Origin of the sequence: Marinomonas sp. SBI8L, from assembly GCF_001624705.1 — a bacterium.
Taxonomy (GTDB): domain Bacteria; phylum Pseudomonadota; class Gammaproteobacteria; order Pseudomonadales; family Marinomonadaceae; genus Marinomonas.
On sequence record NZ_JSEO01000003.1, the window covers coordinates 210,461 to 227,395 of the forward strand.

The 16,935-nt window shown below is 40.8% G+C and carries 17 protein-coding genes; 5 read left to right on the top strand and 12 right to left on the bottom strand.

The annotated features are described in order from the left end of the window. Window positions 1-2: 2 nt before the first annotated feature. From OA91_RS05100 to OA91_RS05135, 8 genes are all read right to left on the bottom strand, one after another. Window positions 3-380: a response regulator gene (locus tag OA91_RS05100; protein WP_046017639.1), complete on the bottom strand. Its 378-nt coding sequence runs from the start codon at window positions 378-380 to the stop codon at window positions 3-5. 245 nt (window positions 381-625) lie between these two features. Beyond that, complete coding sequence (locus OA91_RS05105; protein ID WP_063336603.1) at window positions 626-1,207, bottom strand: HupE/UreJ family protein; 582 nt, start codon at window positions 1,205-1,207, stop codon at window positions 626-628. Window positions 1,208-1,236: 29 nt separating this feature from the next. Then, complete coding sequence (ureG, locus tag OA91_RS05110; RefSeq protein ID WP_046017637.1) at window positions 1,237-1,887, bottom strand: urease accessory protein UreG; 651 nt, start codon at window positions 1,885-1,887, stop codon at window positions 1,237-1,239. 33 nt (window positions 1,888-1,920) lie between these two features. Next, window positions 1,921-2,592: an urease accessory protein UreF gene (locus tag OA91_RS05115; RefSeq protein WP_331709765.1), complete on the bottom strand. Its 672-nt coding sequence runs from the start codon at window positions 2,590-2,592 to the stop codon at window positions 1,921-1,923. Next, window positions 2,573-3,016, bottom strand: coding sequence for an urease accessory protein UreE (gene ureE / locus OA91_RS05120; RefSeq protein WP_063336605.1), 444 nt, complete (start codon window positions 3,014-3,016; stop codon window positions 2,573-2,575). Before ureE ends, OA91_RS05115 begins: the two co-directional genes overlap by 20 nt. 10 nt (window positions 3,017-3,026) lie before the next feature. Continuing rightward, window positions 3,027-5,084 carry an urease subunit alpha gene (gene ureC / locus OA91_RS05125; protein ID WP_063336606.1) on the bottom strand — a complete coding sequence of 686 codons (2,058 nt, stop codon included), beginning with the start codon at window positions 5,082-5,084 and terminating at the stop codon, window positions 3,027-3,029. 32 nt (window positions 5,085-5,116) lie between these two features. Then, the gene (locus OA91_RS05130; protein WP_046017634.1) at window positions 5,117-5,419 is read right to left on the bottom strand and encodes an urease subunit gamma; all 303 of its coding nucleotides are present in this window, start codon (window positions 5,417-5,419) and stop codon (window positions 5,117-5,119) included. 13 nt (window positions 5,420-5,432) lie between these two features. Continuing rightward, complete coding sequence (locus OA91_RS05135; protein WP_063336607.1) at window positions 5,433-6,377, bottom strand: urease accessory protein UreD; 945 nt, start codon at window positions 6,375-6,377, stop codon at window positions 5,433-5,435. Window positions 6,378-6,848: 471 nt separating this feature from the next. Here OA91_RS05135 and OA91_RS05140 point away from each other — a divergent pair, with 471 nt between their 5' ends. The 3 genes from OA91_RS05140 (at window position 6,849) to OA91_RS05150 (ending at window position 10,534) form a co-directional block, all read left to right on the top strand. Further along, window positions 6,849-8,204, top strand: a complete 1,356-nt coding sequence (locus tag OA91_RS05140) for a hypothetical protein (protein ID WP_063336608.1) — start codon at window positions 6,849-6,851, stop codon at window positions 8,202-8,204. Window positions 8,205-8,473: 269 nt separating this feature from the next. Beyond that, window positions 8,474-9,820 (top strand): hypothetical protein, encoded by a 1,347-nt coding sequence (locus tag OA91_RS05145; protein WP_052702182.1) that lies wholly within the window; start codon window positions 8,474-8,476, stop codon window positions 9,818-9,820. A gap of 102 nt (window positions 9,821-9,922) precedes the next feature. After that, window positions 9,923-10,534, top strand: coding sequence for a 3'-5' exonuclease (locus tag OA91_RS05150; RefSeq protein ID WP_046017632.1), 612 nt, complete (start codon window positions 9,923-9,925; stop codon window positions 10,532-10,534). Window positions 10,535-10,696: 162 nt separating this feature from the next. Here OA91_RS05150 and OA91_RS05155 read toward each other — a convergent pair whose 3' ends face one another. After that, window positions 10,697-12,082, bottom strand: a complete 1,386-nt coding sequence (locus OA91_RS05155; protein ID WP_063336609.1) for a ferredoxin reductase family protein — start codon at window positions 12,080-12,082, stop codon at window positions 10,697-10,699. Between the two features lie 125 nt (window positions 12,083-12,207). On the opposite strand from OA91_RS05155, the gene OA91_RS05160 reads away from it, so the two are divergent. Beyond that, complete coding sequence (locus OA91_RS05160) at window positions 12,208-12,690, top strand: AAA family ATPase (protein ID WP_063336610.1); 483 nt, start codon at window positions 12,208-12,210, stop codon at window positions 12,688-12,690. Window positions 12,691-12,708: 18 nt separating this feature from the next. Here OA91_RS05160 and OA91_RS05165 read toward each other — a convergent pair whose 3' ends face one another. Both OA91_RS05165 and OA91_RS05170 read right to left on the bottom strand, forming a co-directional pair. After that, a complete protein-coding gene (locus tag OA91_RS05165; protein ID WP_063336887.1) occupies window positions 12,709-13,956 on the bottom strand; it encodes a leucine-rich repeat-containing protein kinase family protein in 1,248 nt (415 codons plus the stop codon). 91 nt (window positions 13,957-14,047) lie between these two features. Further along, complete coding sequence (locus OA91_RS05170) at window positions 14,048-14,950, bottom strand: LysR family transcriptional regulator (protein WP_063336611.1); 903 nt, start codon at window positions 14,948-14,950, stop codon at window positions 14,048-14,050. 119 nt (window positions 14,951-15,069) lie between these two features. On the opposite strand from OA91_RS05170, the gene OA91_RS05175 reads away from it, so the two are divergent. Next, window positions 15,070-15,282 (top strand): DUF2798 domain-containing protein, encoded by a 213-nt coding sequence (locus OA91_RS05175; RefSeq protein ID WP_063336612.1) that lies wholly within the window; start codon window positions 15,070-15,072, stop codon window positions 15,280-15,282. A 70-nt stretch (window positions 15,283-15,352) separates the two neighbouring features. On the opposite strand, the gene modF is transcribed toward OA91_RS05175, so the two are convergent. Next, window positions 15,353-16,789: a molybdate ABC transporter ATP-binding protein ModF gene (modF, locus tag OA91_RS05180; protein WP_063336613.1), complete on the bottom strand. Its 1,437-nt coding sequence runs from the start codon at window positions 16,787-16,789 to the stop codon at window positions 15,353-15,355. Window positions 16,790-16,935 lie beyond the last annotated feature (146 nt).

Below are 16,935 nucleotides of genomic sequence, written 5' to 3' on the forward strand. Positions count from 1 at the left end.
AATTACTTCCTGCCATATTTTTTTAAAATAAAGTCAATTTTATTCAAGGTAAAAGGCTTCACTAAGAAGGCTTTAGCGCCTAGTTTCTTCGCTTTAACAATGTTCTCAACCGTATTGTTAGCAGAAAACATGACTATCGTTGTGCTGGGTGAAAGCTGTAAGAATTTAGGGATAAGTGTCGTGCCTTGTTGGTCAGGCAAGTCGATATCCAGAAAAATAATATCTGGCCTTAAGTAGGTCATGGTGCGAAGTGCTTGTTTAGCATTGGCTGCATCGTGAATTTCATAAGTGCCTAGATGATGCAGTGACTGTTTTAAAAACTGTCTTACAGAAGAAACATCATCAACAATTAATATGGAGCTTTCGACTTTGCGATGCATATAGCGCCCTAACAGGATCAAATTTCAATATAAGTATCTGGGGAAGGCATGATTGACTATCTTATTAGTCGTTTATCTATTCACTTGTTTGAACGGATTATTAGAGTTTAGCCTTCCCTAGATCTTTCCGTTTATCCATGAGGATAATGAAGACATTAGTTTAGCTAAAAAAAATCCATAATAATGCCTATTAACTTAGCATTATTATGGATTTATGGAGGATTTTCTGGTTTTTCGCTTAGGTCTTATGCACCAACAGCAAGAAAAACACCAGATAGCGCAATCAGGCTACCTGTCATACGAGAGACAAGCTTTTGGTTAAGAGGCTCAATTGCTTTATTAAATGCCACACCAATTAGGTGGAAGAAGATTGAAGCAGCTGCGAACCCCATGGCAAAGCCTGTTGCGTGGGCATCAGCAGGCAGTTCCATTCCGTGAGCGGCGCCATGGAAAAAAGCAAATACAGCCACTAAACCACTACTAAATACCAAAGGTAGGCGAGCAGAAAAGGCCAGTACTAATCCTAAAAAGATAACAGAGGCAATGATACCTTGTTCAATATAAGGAATACTCATGCCAGCGATGGCTAAGCCAAAGCCAATAATCATAGTCCCAACAAAGGCAAACGGCGCGGCAAAAATAGCTTTACCACCTAAACGCGCACCCCAAAGGCCAACTGCAAACATGGCAATTAGATGATCAAATCCCATCATAGGGTGAAGGAAACCTGACATAAAAGGCATGCTAGCCTCATGGCCTGAGTGTGCAAAAGCGCCAGATGTTATGCTGGCTAATGCAGCAATCACAAGAAAGTGACTCTTTCTCATTGGGGAATTCTCCATAATAAAGTGTTTAATTAGACCACAGCCTTAGCAGCGGGAATGGTTTTGGATTCTAACATGCCTAGCTGAATGATGAGTTGAATTATATCGTCTAAACCTTCGGCTTTTTTCAAGTTGGCAAAGATGAAGGGTTTATCTCCACGCATTCTTCTCGCATCAGTATCCATTACATCCAGCGACGCACCTACTAGAGGAGCGAGATCCGTTTTATTAATGATTAATAGATCGGATTTGGTGATACCTGGGCCGCCTTTACGAGGGATTTTATCGCCCGCCGATACATCGATCACATAAATAGTGAGATCAGACAGTTCTGGGCTAAATGTGGCGCTAAGATTGTCTCCGCCACTTTCGACAAAAACAAGATCAAGCTCGCCATGACGTTCCATCAAGGTATCAATTGCAGCAAGATTCATAGAGGCATCTTCACGTATGGCTGTATGAGGACAGCCACCTGTTTCAACGCCTATGATTCTGTCGGCGGATAATGCTTCATGATGAGTTAGGAATTTAGCATCTTCTTGGGTGTAAATATCATTGGTTACCACGGCGAGATCATAATGCTCTCTTAAAGCACTACATAAAGATCTAAGTAGAGCAGTCTTACCTGACCCTACAGGACCACCTACGCCAATTCTTAAACATTGTTTTTTTGTTGCAGACATAGCCTTTCCTTTTAAATGTGTTAGTTGGCTGATTTAGGATCTAAATAGCCTCGAATATTGTTGCTCATGGCGAGCGCTTAAAATGGCAAGCATAGGTAAGCCTGCTCCTATATCTTGCGTAGCAAGTGTTTGCGCATGATTAATCGCTGCGGGAATATAGGCTTGCAATTGACCTAATAAAATCTGTGCTTGGGTTTGTCCTAAAGGCACCAACTTGGTGGCAGCAGCGACTTGGTTTTCTAACCATGACCAGCTAAAACCAAGTGCGGCGAGTTGATAATCTATTTGCCAATTAACGCAGGCCAGAGCAAATAAACTCACAAAGCTTACCTCGTCTCCTTTTTTAAATGGGGAGCTTATTTCTAAATTGGTCAGTAAGCGCCCTAATGCCTCTCCCATTGCTGTATCAGTCAGCCTTAATTCCTTACTTTCACGACAGGCCAGAGCAAGTTGGTTTAAATCAAGGAGAGCGTGCCAGTCTTCTGCTTTGCAGGCCTTGATTGCGTGACACAAGATAGCCAGGTCTAGCTGGCTAACACTTTGTTCTAACTGTGTCTTTATCCAGTCATGTACTTGTTCTTGGTTTTGAACCAGACCAAGGTCAATTGCAAACTCCATTCCTTGAGAAAAGGAATAGCCACCAACAGGCAAGCTAGCACTGCTTAATTGCAGCAATCTTAGTAGGCTAGTGTCCGTGGTGAGCATCTTTATACGCTCCGGACTCAGGCACAAAAATGACATTTTTGCGGCTTATCTCAAGACCAAGATTTTGTAGCATTTCTTCTAGTACATGATCTGGGCTAATACGTAACCAAAGCTCACCAATTTCTATTTTGACGTGACGGTTACCTAAGTGATAACAGGCTTTACTAAAGGTATGCCAATCATCACACCTAGCCTGACAAACTTCTTCTATCATGCCTTGTACTTGGACGTATTTGCCGCATTCAGATTTTAAGTATTCGCCAACTTCTAAGGTTTTGCCTCTTTCTAAAAAGATGCGAACTTCTTCGCCATTTTTACCGAATAGTTTGAGGCGGCCCTTTGTTCTTTGTTCATGGCTTAGCTCAACTTGGGTATGAAGTGGCTGGTGGCAATGAGTGCCTAGTCTTTGATAAATTTCTAGCATGTTTAGCTCCTTAAAATAGGCAATAAAGTTGAGCCAATGGCAGCTCTTTGGCAGGTTCGCAGGTAAGCAGCTCAGTATCTGCTTTTACTTCATAGGTTTGTGAATCCACGCTAATGTTTGGCAACCAATCGTTTAATATCATGTCTTTCTTAGAAAGGTCGCGAGTGTTTTTACAAGCCACCAAGGTACGCTCTAATTGCAGCTCTTCTTGAATGCCATTATCGAGTGCAGCTTGTGAGACAAAGGTAAGTGATGTCTTAGCACTGGCTTTACCAAAAGAGCCGAACATAGGGCGATAATGCACAGGTTGAGGTGTTGGAATAGAGGCATTAGGATCGCCCATTGGGGCATTTGCTATCATGCCGCCTTTGATTATAAGTGAGGGCTTTATACCAAAAAATGCGGGTTTCCAAAGTACTAGATCTGCTAACTTTCCGGCTTCGATTGAGCCTACTTCATGGGCGATACCATGGGTAATGGCAGGGTTTATTGTGTATTTTGCAATATAGCGTCTAGCTCTGTAATTATCAGCGCCAAGCTCAGTGTCTTCTTTTAAGAAACCAAACTGCTGTTTCATTTTATGAGCGGTTTGCCAGGTTCGTGTGACGACTTCACCTACTCGTCCCATTGCTTGGGAGTCTGAGGAGATCATACTGAATGCGCCTCTATCATGCAGGATGTCTTCTGCTGCTATGGTTTCTTTACGAATGCGAGAGTCAGCAAAAGCCACGTCTTCAGCAATACTTGAGTCGAGATGGTGGCAAACCATCAGCATGTCTAAATGCTCATCAACCGTGTTATGCGTATAGGGGCGTGTTGGATTGGTAGAGGAGGGTAATACATTGGCATGGGCGCAGGCTTGAATAATATCAGGTGCGTGGCCGCCTCCAGCTCCTTCTGTGTGATAAGTGTGAATGACTCTGTTTTTAAAAGCGCCCAAAGTTGAGTCAACAAAACCTGACTCGTTTAAAGTGTCTGTATGAATGGCGACTTGTACATCATATTTGTCAGCAATGGTTAAACAGTTGTCGATAGAAGCGGGAGTCGTGCCCCAATCTTCATGAAGTTTCAGGCCGCAAGCCCCTGCTTTTAATTGTTCTTCCAATGCATCGGGGAGGCTGGCGTTTCCTTTTCCCAAAAAGCCTAAATTCATTGGCATGTTATCAGTTGCTTGTAACATCTTATGCATGTTCCAAGCACCTGGTGTTACAGTAGTTGCATTAGTCCCTGTCGCTGGCCCTGTGCCGCCACCTATCATGGTCGTAACGCCAGAGGTGAGAGCTTCTTCGATCTGCTGTGGACAGATAAAGTGGATATGTGCATCTATACCGCCAGCCGTTAAAATAGAGCCTTCACCAGCGATGACTTCTGTTCCTGGGCCTATATTGATAGTGACATTGTCTTGGATGTCTGGGTTACCTGCTTTTCCGACTTTATACACACGGCCATCTTTGATGCCAACATCGGCTTTGACGATTCCCCAATAATCCAGAATGAGCGCATTGGTAATGACAAGATCAACACTTTGCTCACGGATAACCTGACTTTGTCCCATACCATCTCGAATGACTTTACCACCGCCAAACTTAACTTCATCCCCATAGGTGGTCAGGTCGTTCTCCACTTGAATCCAAATATCGGTATTGGCTAAACGAACTTGATCGCCTGTGGTTGGGCCAAACATCTGCGCATAACTTTCCCTGTCCATACTGGCTTCATAATCACTGCTATAGTCGTCTGTTTGCTCAGTAACTGCTGTGGCTTCCAGAGGGCCCATTATTTCGCCACGAAAGCCATAGATGGTTTTACTGCCTGCATACTCAACCAACTCAACACTTCGTGCTTGGCTAGGCTCAAACCTTACCGCCGTGCCTGATGCAATATTTAAGCGATAGCCTTTTGTTGCTTCGCGGTTAAAAGATAGGGCAGGGTTAACTTCATAGAAATGATAGTGTGAGCCAATTTGAACTGGCCTATCGCCTGTGTTTTGTACTGTGATTTTTATTTTCTTACGGCCTTCATTTAAGATGATCTTGTCTTGACCGACTTTAATCTCACCTGGAATCATGTGTCCTCCTTTAAATGCAGTTAAGAACGCCGTTAATTAATCGGGTTATGTACTGTGACTAACTTGGTGCCATCAGGAAACGTGGCTTCTACCTGTACTTCAGGGATAAGCTCTATTACCCCATCCATCACCTGTTCAGCTGTTAACAGGGTTTTGCCAAAGCTCATGAGTTGAGCCACGGTTTGTCCATCCCTTGCACCTTCTATGATCTCCATCGTGATATAGGCCATAGCTTCTGGGTAATTGAGTTTTAAACCACGGTTAAGCCTGCGCTCTGCCAGTAAGGCAGCGGTAAAGACTAATAATTTATCTTTTTCTCTAGGGAGTAATTCCATCTTGTTATCCTTATTAAGTAGCCCAAATGCGAGGAATGCAGGCATCTCTGTTTAGCAAAAAAGGGCGTATTTTTTGCCAGCAGCTTAAGAAAAGCTGTTTAGCTTGTTCTGAGGAGTCGCCAAGGTAGCGAATCAGTAAAAACTCACCGGTTAAACTGACACTTGCCATCGCATGGGTCTGTGCTTGATTTAAGTGTTCGCAGTCCTGCTGTAATGCATTAATCACCCTATCTAAAGTGTTTGTTTCTTGTGGTTTGTTTGGCTCGTTAATGCAAGGGCCTGCCACCATAAGTGCATTGACGCTTTGTTGATTAAAGCCTGCTTGTTGGCTTAATAAATGAAATGAATTTTTGTTGATTAGGTTTTTTTCTCGAAACTTGATTTGACCCTGTTGGCGAATTTCGAATGTTTGGCTGACTTGCCCACTCGTAAAGGTTTGGTCGCTTGCGGGGAGACCAAAGCAAGTGACTTCCCAACCGATAAAGTGAGCATTTTTAGCAAGGTCAACTTGCGTCATTAGTTTGGTATTGGCATCAGGGTAGAGAATCGTTTCTTGTGGTAGCCATTCTAGACTGGCACTTTCACCAACATGAAAGAGGTTATTTTGAGACTGTAAACTTTTATCTTGTCTGGCTCGATAAACTCGCCCTGCGCCAGGTGTTGTTAAAAGCAAGTGAGCATTTGCTTCTTGATGGCAGCTAAAGTTTAGCGTATCGCCAGACACTAACCCACCAGGCGGGTGCAGTATATAAAGGTGAGCGAGATCTTTTCCTTCTGGATAAAAAGGTTTTTGTACATAAAGAGGGCCTTGATGAGCGCAAGATTTTAAAACCACACCTCGTAGGGTAGAGGCTAATGTAAGATCAAGAAAAGCATGCCACTGGCTAGTCTTGCTATCCGTTTTAACCATACTGTTTTGACGCTTATTATTGTTTGTATTTATCAGAGTTAGGCTCATTAAGTTACAACAGTCCTTGCAGAAGAAAGTCATTAGATAGACTGTTAGTAGCAATTAATATTCCAATATCTATAAACCTTGAAATTTTTGTATCTTTCTTAGCAATCATCTGTGTTCTGTGCACTAGATTGGTCGCATCAAGAGTGCCTTGATTGAATATGTTAGGTTTATGGCGCTTTTTTGGTGCATTTTAAGTAAGGTGTTTGGATGGAGCGGATTTTGTGCTTTTTTTTAGTGCAGCTTTACTCTTTAGCTATTTTTAGTAGTTCTTATTTTTTTGGTAGGTAAATTTAATCGTTATCTAATAAATGAATAATTATTCTCTTTTTATATTCGATAGATTGCACATAAAGTGCACAAATTGATTTTATAGTGGGCCAATAGCCTTATCTATCAACGAATTTTTATGGGGTAGTTAACTCAAATGAAAGGCCTTATTGAGTACCCGCTGCCTTTTAAAAGGAGATTAATATGCCAACAATATCAGAGTTAGCATCTGCAAAAGCAGGTTTAAAAGCACCAAGTACCCAGCGTATTGCACCGACGATTGTTCCTGAAATGTCGATTCCACAAATTATTGACTCTTTAAATAGTGATGTGGCATCTAAAAAGAGAAAAGTCATTGAGCGACTTAGTCAGGATAAATACCTCACTCAGGGGTACCCATTATTAAATAGAGAAGCTTATACAAATGCGGTAAATCTTCTGCAAGAAAAAATCGCTAGTCATGATGGCAGTATTTGTAAGAAGTTTTTAACCATGTTTGGTCCCTATGTTGATATCGAAGCCGATAGAAAAATTCTACAGCTATTAACTGACCCAAACGCGTATCAAAAATATGTTTCTGAGGGGACTCTTCAACGGGAGAAAAGAGGGTGGTCTGGTGAGAGTGTCATTAAAGATAAAAAGGGAACAGAAAAGACAGTTAAAGATTCAAGTTTGAAATTCAAAGACAAGAGTGATGTTGCTAATACAAAATATAAACTGAAAATTTTATTCATGCAGTTTGAAAGGATGAAAGTGGCTCAATCTGAGTTACTGACTTTATGCAAAGAGGTTTCCTCTTTGTTCAATGGCAAGCTATCCACGCCACCAGGTGCCTTCCATGGTTTAAAAAGCTTTAGTGGTGCGTTAGATAAAATAACCAATAGGGAGAGGTCATCAGATTTTGGAGATTTAAAAGATGTTGCTCGAATGACGGTTGAGTTTGAAGATGAGCATGCGATGAACTTGGCCAGAGCATATTTAGAAGATGGAAAAGAGTTTGAGCAAATAAAAGGTTATGCCAAAGCCCTAAAAAACAGGTATGGCACTTCGGAGAAAGGTTCGGTTCATAATAGCAAAGCGTTGAAATCAGGTTATCAAGATATCAAATTTTTCCTTAAATTGAGTAACGGTATTATTGGCGAACTTCAGCTGAACACTAAAGGTATGTTGATAGCGAAAGAAAAAGAGCATCTTATTTATGACCTAACACGTGCAGCCCCTAAGGGGACAGAGAAGGGCGCGGGTTTTACGCTGAATAATAAAGAAGATTTACTCGATCACCTAGTGCATAAGTTGAATGATGAGTGGTTTGTATTCGTTGGTCAAAGAGCGCCAAAGACACTCACTAAACTTTATACCATGAAGGCGATGATGGCTCGCATGGCCAAAAGGCCAGTAAAAGGAAGTTTTACTGTATTAAAACAAGAAGTGGAGGCTATGAACGTTATTAGTCGTCTTATGTATACACAGATAGGTAAAGGAGAGGGCGTTAAACTTGGAACGAGTATTCCTCAATCAGGATCAACCTTTAGTAAGGTATCTCGTTATTTCTTCTCATAAGTTAGATTGTCGCTCACCCTAAATGTGGTGAGCTTCTCTGTTTCTTTTCGTGTCAGCATGCATCTCTTGTTACAAAATCCCCTAGTTAAACTTCTGCTTCTTTGGTTAACTGCACATTTAATCCATAAACTTCTAATACAATGAAAATGGGCAAGTTTATCAAGCATTTCTAATGGTTAGCTTAGTGCTGAATAAATGAAACTTAGCCAAATTGAGTCAGATTTAATTCAAGGATAGCAGGTAACTGCGAGTAATAAGGGCAGCCAATTATGACGATTACTAGTAGTGTATTGGCCTCGCAAAAAGAGGACGCGCTACAGCAAAAACTGAATGCCTCCATGCGAAAAAAGTACTCAGGGCAAAGGGCTTATTTGAAGAAAAAGTCTCCTGAGGAATTGATTAAGCAGTCTCTGAGATTAGATGAGATAGAGGTGGCTGCGCGTAAAAGTCACGGCAAAGTAATGAAGCGTTTAGATTTAAGTACTCATCTTAGCCAAGGCTACCCTTTGCTGAACCAAGATGCTTATGCTGCTGCGGTGAAAATGCTGCAAGAAAAAATTCGTGGCCATGACAATAGCGTCTGTGCCAGATGGTTGTCGCTTTTTGGTCCCCACGTCGATATTGAAGCAGATCGAAAAATTCTCATTATGTTGACGGATCCAAGTGCCATTGAGAACTATGTGCCAGAGGAAACTCGTAAACGCTTAAAAGAAGGTTATGCGCTTACTAGCCGTGATAGGCGCCATGTTGCCAATACTAAGTTCAAAATGAAATCTCTTTTCATGCAGTTTGAGCGAATGAAACTGGCTCAAGCCCAACTAGTCTCCCTTTCAAAGGATTTGGCTGCTGAGTTTCATGGCCGCATCTCTTGCCCTCCTGGCGCATTCCAGGGTCTTAAAAGCTTTAATGGCGCGCTTGATAAAATTACCAATCGAGAAAGAGAGTCTGACTTTGGCGACCTAAAAGATATCGCTAGAATGACGGTCGAATTTGATAATGAATTTGATATGAATATGGCCCGTCAAAAGGTAGAAGGCAGTGATGAATTTAAAAAAATTCGTCAATATGCCAAATCTCTAAAGAACCGTTATGGAACTTCTTCTAGTGGGGATGAAAGTGATCCACATAATTCTGGCGCACTTAAGTCTGGTTACCAAGATATTAAGTTCTTCTTGCCAATGGATAACGGCATAATTGGGGAGCTTCAGCTTAATACCAAAGGTATGTTAGTCGCTAAGGCCAAGGAACATTTGATTTACGATTTAATGCGAGCTGCGCCAAAAGGCACGGTGAATGGCTCAGGCTTTACCGTTAATAATCCTGATGTACTAAAGCCAGTCATGAATAAAATGAATGATGACTGGTTTAAGTTCGTTGGTACTAAGGCGCCTATGACACGGCAGTACCTAATCACAATGCGTATTATGATTGCCAGACTGGTAAAAAACCAAGGACGCTCTTTAACGATAACCAAAGCGGAAGTAGCAGCAATGAGTGCCGTGAGTAAACTCATGTATGCTCAAATTGGTAAAGGCCATAATATCCCAAAATCGGGTTCTAATCCGCCCGAATCAATTTCTATGTATCGACGCATTTGTAACTACTTCTTTTCTTAAGCAGGTTTGAAACACCAAGATAGTTTGACCTTTGTTTAGTTGAGTCTGTTAGGCTAGTGGTTTTAAAGTAGCGAGTCTGAACGGCTAGCTTATGAGGGTTAAATGCGCGCAGATACACTTGTTATTCTTGATTTTGAAACCACAGGATTATCACCAGATCAAGGTGATAGGGCCATTGAAATTGGTGCAGTAAAGCTAGAAGCTGGTCAGCCCGTTGCTGAATTTCAAGCACTGATGAACCCAGGTTTCAGGGTGAGTCGTTTTATTGAAGACTATACTGGAATCAGTAATGGGCTTTTGTCTGAAGCAGCACCTTGTGCCGAGGTTATGCGTGATTTCGCAGACTTTATTGGCAAGGATAACCTCATTGCTCATAACGCCTCATTTGATCGTCGTTTTCTAGACGCAGAACTTGCGCGATTGTCGCTAAATTATCAGGGGGAATTTGCCTGCTCCTTATTGTTAGCCAGACGGATTTTTCAAGATGCACCTAACCATAAGCTGGGAAGCTTGGTGGATTTTGCCAATATCCCCGTTGAAGGTAATTTCCACCGAGCTTTATATGATGCCCAAATGACTGCCAAAGTTTGGCTAGCTATGCTTGAAAGTATCGGTGAGCGCTATGGTATATTCGATTTGAGCTTTGAACAGATACAGCTGCTCTGTAAAACATCTAAAAAAGATATTCATAAGAAACTAAATAGTTGGCGTTAAGTTGTTAACCTAGTTCAATGAGACAGTGCGGACTGCTTTACTCTGTTAGGTGTTATGGTATCGCTGTAATAAAAAATCAGCCAAAGCAGGCTTTGCTTTGGCTGATGCTCTGTTAATAACTGAAGGGAGTATTAACAGAAGAGGTTGTTATTGATCTGAAAACTATTGTTGAGTAAAAGGTAGCCTAGCCCAAACTTGTTTAATTTTTGGAAAACGAGCAAGCAAAACTTTTAAGATCCAGCTGACGATAGGATTTAACCCTATACCAGAGCGAATTTCGAATACTTCATAATGGAAGTTGCGACTAGGTACAGACTCGCTTTTAAACCAATCTTGTAAGGTTTTTCTTAGCTTGCTTGGACCACAGAAAGAAATGGACGCTTTCTTAAGCTCGAAACCAATACTTTCTTTAATTAAGTTAAGGCTAATACGTTTGCCTAGTGATGACTCACAAAGGTGCACATGAAAACGTGAACATCTAGCTGCAATTTTCTCTAATTCTTCTAGATGAATCGCTTGCTGTTTACTTTGAACACAGTAGAAAAGATGAGTCTCTTTATCACTGCTTTCTTTTTGTTCTGATAAAGCTTGAGCCATAGCGACAAACGGTGTGATACCTATGCCTGCTGCAATCCATACCTCATTACGTTTACCTAGCTTCTTACCAAAATGGCCGTAAGCTTTACTGACATTAGCTGTTATACCGATTTCTAAATGCTTAGGAAGCGCTTTTGTGTAATCACCCAAAGCCTTAATACTGAATCTTAAGTTGCCCTCTTGGTTAGGTGCTTTGCTAATCGTAAATGGGTGGATTTCCTTTAGTTTCGCGTGATCAAATGAAATAAAAGAGAATTGACCCGCTTGATGACGAATGCCTTTTTGTATTGGCGCTAACTCAAAGCTAACAATATCTCCTGTAAGGTCTTTACTGATGACTTTGTATTGGCGAGTGCCCTTTAATGGGTTGTGGCTCTTTGATGCTCTAGCAAAACCTGAAGAGAGAGTATAAAGGTAAGATAAGATCCCTAAACCACATATACTAAGGACGTAAAGCCCCAAAGGTGAAGTGAGATCAAAAGGTTTTGGCATCCAAGCAAAATGTAAAACAGATAAGACAAAGAGAACGCCAATAAACTTATGGGTAAACTTCCAAAGTGCATAAGGAATGAGTGTAATGACTGTGATTAAAAGTAAAACCTGTAAACCATCAAATCCCAGTCCGCCTAAGTCTTCAGCCAACTCTCCCATGCTAGGAGAGCCTAGACTTTTAATTTCAGCGTCTATCTGATCATGTAAAAAAATGACAGCGAGTGAGCCAAGACCTAACCACTTATGAAAGACATAAGACTTGTCTAAGCCACCAAAAAGGCTTTCTACGAGTTTAAAGCGAGTGGCTAAAATATAGCAGTAGGACATACCTAATAAGGCAACGATTCCTAAGTATTGACTGAAAGCCGCATCCATGGGCACGCCAGAATAGCTTTGCATCACACCTAAACCAGGTATGATTAAGCAAGTTGTGATAAGGATGCATATAGCAATAAACATAGTTAATTTACCAAGACAGTTCTGAAATTCTCAACATCTTAAAGGCGCAAGCTTAAGGTTATATTAAGGGATAGCATTTGAGCTTGCTTTTATGTTTACAGAAGTTTTACTTGAAGGCGTGACTAATGAAAAAAATTATAGTGTTTGGCAATTCTTCATCGGGTAAGTCAACTTTGGCAAAAAAGTTAAGTGTGATTGATAAGTTAGCCCATTTAGATTTGGATACATTAGCTTGGCAAGAGGGAGGAGAAACACCTCAAAGACGCCCTCTCGATGAATCCAAAGGTATGATAGATACTTTTATAAAGCAACATGATGAGTGGGTAATTGAAGGTTGCTACAGTGACTTATTAGCTTTAATTAGTCATGAAGCTAATCAAGCTTTCTTTTTGAACTTGCCTTTAAACGAGTGTATTGAAAACGCTAAAAATAGGCCCTGGGAGCCCCATAAATATGAGTCAAAACAAGCCCAAGATGACAATCTAAACTTTTTGATTGAATGGATGAAAGCTTACGATACCCGTACAGATTGTTTTTCCAGAGTGGCTCATATGGCCCTATATGAATCATTTAAAGGCCAAAAGAGCATCTTGGTGAGTAACGATTAAGATTAAAGCTAGGAAGGTTTACTCTGTGATAAGGGACAGTTTGCTTTTTAACTGATGATAAGCTTGGCTTTGGCGATCCTCTGGTTGGCATAGGCTTAACATGTCGTCAATAAAGTAGTTTAACGCGCGCCTTTCTATCGCTTGGATACCAGATTGCTGATAGCCCTCAAGCATCTGATATTTTGATGCAGCGCCGAAGTCACCAAATAAAATATCGCCTTGATGGTTGATAAGTACATTGTGAGCATACAGGTCACCATGGCTGACTTTGTATTCAATTAGATGATCCACTAAACTTTCTAGCTGCTGTACTATGTGTTCAATCTGTTTGATACTAAAGCTTTGACCCTGAGTAAATGTGTCACGAGTGCAGGTTTCAAGGCTAGGTGGCTGACCTAAATTTATATAGTCCGTTGGAATGAGCTCCATCACAAGGGCGGAGCAGTCAGCTTCTTTAATTTGAGCTAAGGGTTTTACAAGGTTAGGATGCAATCCTGTTGATAGGCAGGCATCCAATTCGTCTTCTGGGTAACCATCACTGGTCACTTCACCTTTAAACACCTTAATGGCTACTTCATTTGGAAGATGGTTCTCACTAGAGTTGGTGGCTCTATAGATAACACCAGAGGCTCCTTTGCCTAAAACTTCATAGAAACTAAATGTGTCTCTTTTAAGTATTTTAATTCTGTCTTCAATGGCAGAGGTCTCACAAAAAGGATTACCTGCAAAAGCTAGCCAAGCAAGTTTTGGTAAATCAAGTAGGGCATCTGGAAAGGATGTTAATGCATTAGCTGATAAACGAATTAGTCCTAATTTATGACAATTAGAAATAGATTGAGGTATATAAGTTAGCTGGTTTCCGGATAAAGCAAGCTTTTCTAGATTATTAAGTTGACCTAACTTCTCTGGCAATTCTGCGATTTTATTATCAGTCAAAATTAACCAGCGAGTTTGTAATGGTAATGAGCTTGCTGGTACTTGGGTAATCTTATTCGATTTAAAGCCTATCATCTCAAGATTTTGACAAAGAGATAGCATGGGAGGAAGACAAGTAAATTCATTATTTGAACAAAATAGAATCTTTAGCTTCTTCAATCTATTGAGATCTTGGGGTAATTCACTTAGTTGATTGTTGGATAGATCCAGTACTTCGAGGCTATCAGCTAGGTCAAAAATTTCAGCTGGAAATTGGCTAAGGTTCTCACTCAGGTTTAAGCGAACTGTACCCTTAAGTTCACCATTTTTTAATTGCTTTAGCGTCTGCACTCTAACTTCCCATGATAATTGTTGGCGCATCATAACAAGCTAAGAGGGCTGAGAATAGTTTCTCTTCCCTCCTTAGGTAAAAGTATTTGCTCTATTGTTCTAAGGACAGTTCGCTGAGTTTCAGCTTAATATAATCTTGCATATATTCTTTTAAACGCTTGGCTCTTGGATTAAGCAAGCGACCCGTAGACCAGACGGCAAAGAGTTCTCTTTCTGGGCCTTTCCAGTCTTTTAAAATGTGTACCAGACGCCCTGAGGCAAGATGATTTCTTGCTTCATTAATAGGTAAGAGTGAAACCCCTAGTCCGTCGCATACAAATTGGGTAATTAGGCTGATGTCATTTGTCAGTGTGGATATTTTTGGGTGATATACACAGCTTTTTCCTGTGCTCATTTGGTTGAGTTGCCAGTTAGGTAAGGTATGGGTCGCTAGTAAAGTATGCCACTCAAGCTCCTCTAGCGTTTTTGGTTCACCTTTTTGCTCTATGTAGCTTGGTGCTGCCACGAATAAAGTGGACAGACTTCCTAGCTTTTTTTGATAAAGCTGAGAGTCACTTTGTGGGCCGATGCGAAGAGCAATATCTGCTTTAGCTGCTAGAAGGTCTTCTCTTTGATTATTGAGTTGAAGCTCTAATCGAATGTCTGGATATTGTTTGATAAAGCCTGACCACATAGGTTGTAAAAAGCCCAATGAAATATTGGTGGGAGTGAAGACTTTTAAGCTGCCGCATGTTTCTTGGCTTTCCATGTCGAGCGCATTTTTAGAGGCTTCTAATTGCTCGAATAAAGGTGCATAGGTTTGATAATAGTTTTGTCCTTCAGGCGTTAAGATAAACTGTCTTGCTGAACGATGAACTAATTGGGTACTGAGGGTCTGCTCAAGTTTTTGTAGGCGTCTCGTGATAGTGGCGGCAGACATGTTTAGTTTTATCGCGGCTTTTGCTAAACCTTGGTGTTGAACAATTTGGATAAAGAGGTTGAGGTCGTCGTACATAAATCACTCAGGTTTGTTTATGATTTCATATGTGCAATTTGTTGTTCTAATTTTGTCTATATAAAACAATAATGCAAATAAATATACTTTAAGCCTGTTTGAATTGTTAGGAAACAACAATGAAAGAGCGCTTGATTTTTACCCTTATTATGTCTTTTCAACTGTCACTATTAATGAGCTTCTGGGTGACCTGGTTCAATATTGGCTGGACTGAGGTATTTATATTTAGCTGGCTTAAAGCGTTTGCTTTTGCTTGGCCATTAGCCATGGTGATTTCTTTTATAGTTACCCCTTTGTCGCAAAAGTTGACAATAAAGTTATCGGCAAGATAAGAGTTATCGTGTCTTATGGCTACTGGAGTGAAAGAAGGAAGGTACAAGATAATCGTACCTTCCTAAGAGACTAGCTTTGCTTTTTATCTAATTTAAGGTGTCTGTTGATGCCTTTGATCTTATCTTCAGCATGGTGGTTAACGTAAATAACAGTGGTTTCGCTACCAGCACAAATCTTCTCAATGAGAGCTAATACAAGTTGTCTATTGATATCATCTAAGCCAAGGCAAGGTTCATCAAGAATCAATAGTGGTGGGTGTTTTACCATGGCACGAGCAATTAAGATAAGCCTTTGGTCACCGTAGGACAGTTGGTTGAAAGGCTGATCTGCTTTGTGGCTCATTCCTAATAGGGCTAACCATTGGTTGGCAATGTCTTTTTCTACATCACTGCTTTTATTGTACAAACCAATGCTGTCGTAAAAGCCTGAAATAATCACATTTCTTAGACTTGTCCCTACTCTATATTCCCACTGTAACGCAGTCGAGACATAGCCTATATATTGTTTGATCTGCCAAATACTTTCGCCGTTGCCTCGCTTAAAACCAAATACAAAAATATCATTTACATAACATTGTGGGTGGTCACCTGTAATGAGGGATAAAAGAGCTGTTTTACCACTGCCGTTAGGGCCGCTTAATTGCCAGTGTTCCTGTTGTTTTATACGCCAATCAATACCATCAAGAATGGTGGTGTCAGCATATTTCACTTGAATTTTATTAAGGTCAACAAGGGGCTCTGTTGGGTCTAAGTTTTCTAATAGTGACGCGCTGCTTGCTGGTGGGATACTAAGATCTGTCGTTTTTAAATGCATTAGCTGATAAAGGTCGGCATAGGCTTCTTTATCTTGGGTACTTACTTGATGAGTAAGTTGCCCATTTTCGACGTAAGCCACATGGCTTGTAAAGGCTGGAAACTCGTCAAAACGATTGAGTACCATGATAATTTGAATCTGATCTTTAATCTGCTCTAGATAGCTTTGCAGCATATCTAATGTATCTGCGTCTAAGCCATCAAAAGGTTCATCTAAAACAAGTAACTCGGGTTCGCTTGCTAATGCTCTGATCAGCATTACCTTACGGCTTTCACCTGTAGAGAGTTTGCGAAAAGCGCGATCAAGTAGATACTCAAGTTTGAATTCACTTACAAGGCGTTCAACTAACCCTGGATTAGTCGGCTTAGCTTGTTCACCTTCTAGTATCTCTCTTACTGGAGTACCTAAGGCGACAACATCCATAATGTCTGCGTCATCCTTTTTTAGCTCTGCTGTAATCAGTTCTGCTTGTGCTTCAAATGAGACTATTGCGACTTTTTCAGGTAAGCCAGAGAGTTCACCTGAACTAATATCCCCATAGCCGCATAAGCTGGCTGCCAGTGCAGACTTTCCTGCTCCGTTGCTTCCCGTGATAACCCAATGTTGTTCTGGCTCAATCGTCCAGTTTACAGTGTTTAATATGAAATCATTATCGAATTGAACAGATAGGTCACGAGCTTTAATGGTGTACATTGATCTCTCTTTATCAAAAAATTCAAATACCCTATTGTAGCCTGAAACCTACTAGTAACAGCTGTTGAATTTGTCTTAAATAACAGTCATTTATTTTAATATAGTCGGTTCGAATAGGGTTTCATGCTATAGGCTTTAATAAGATA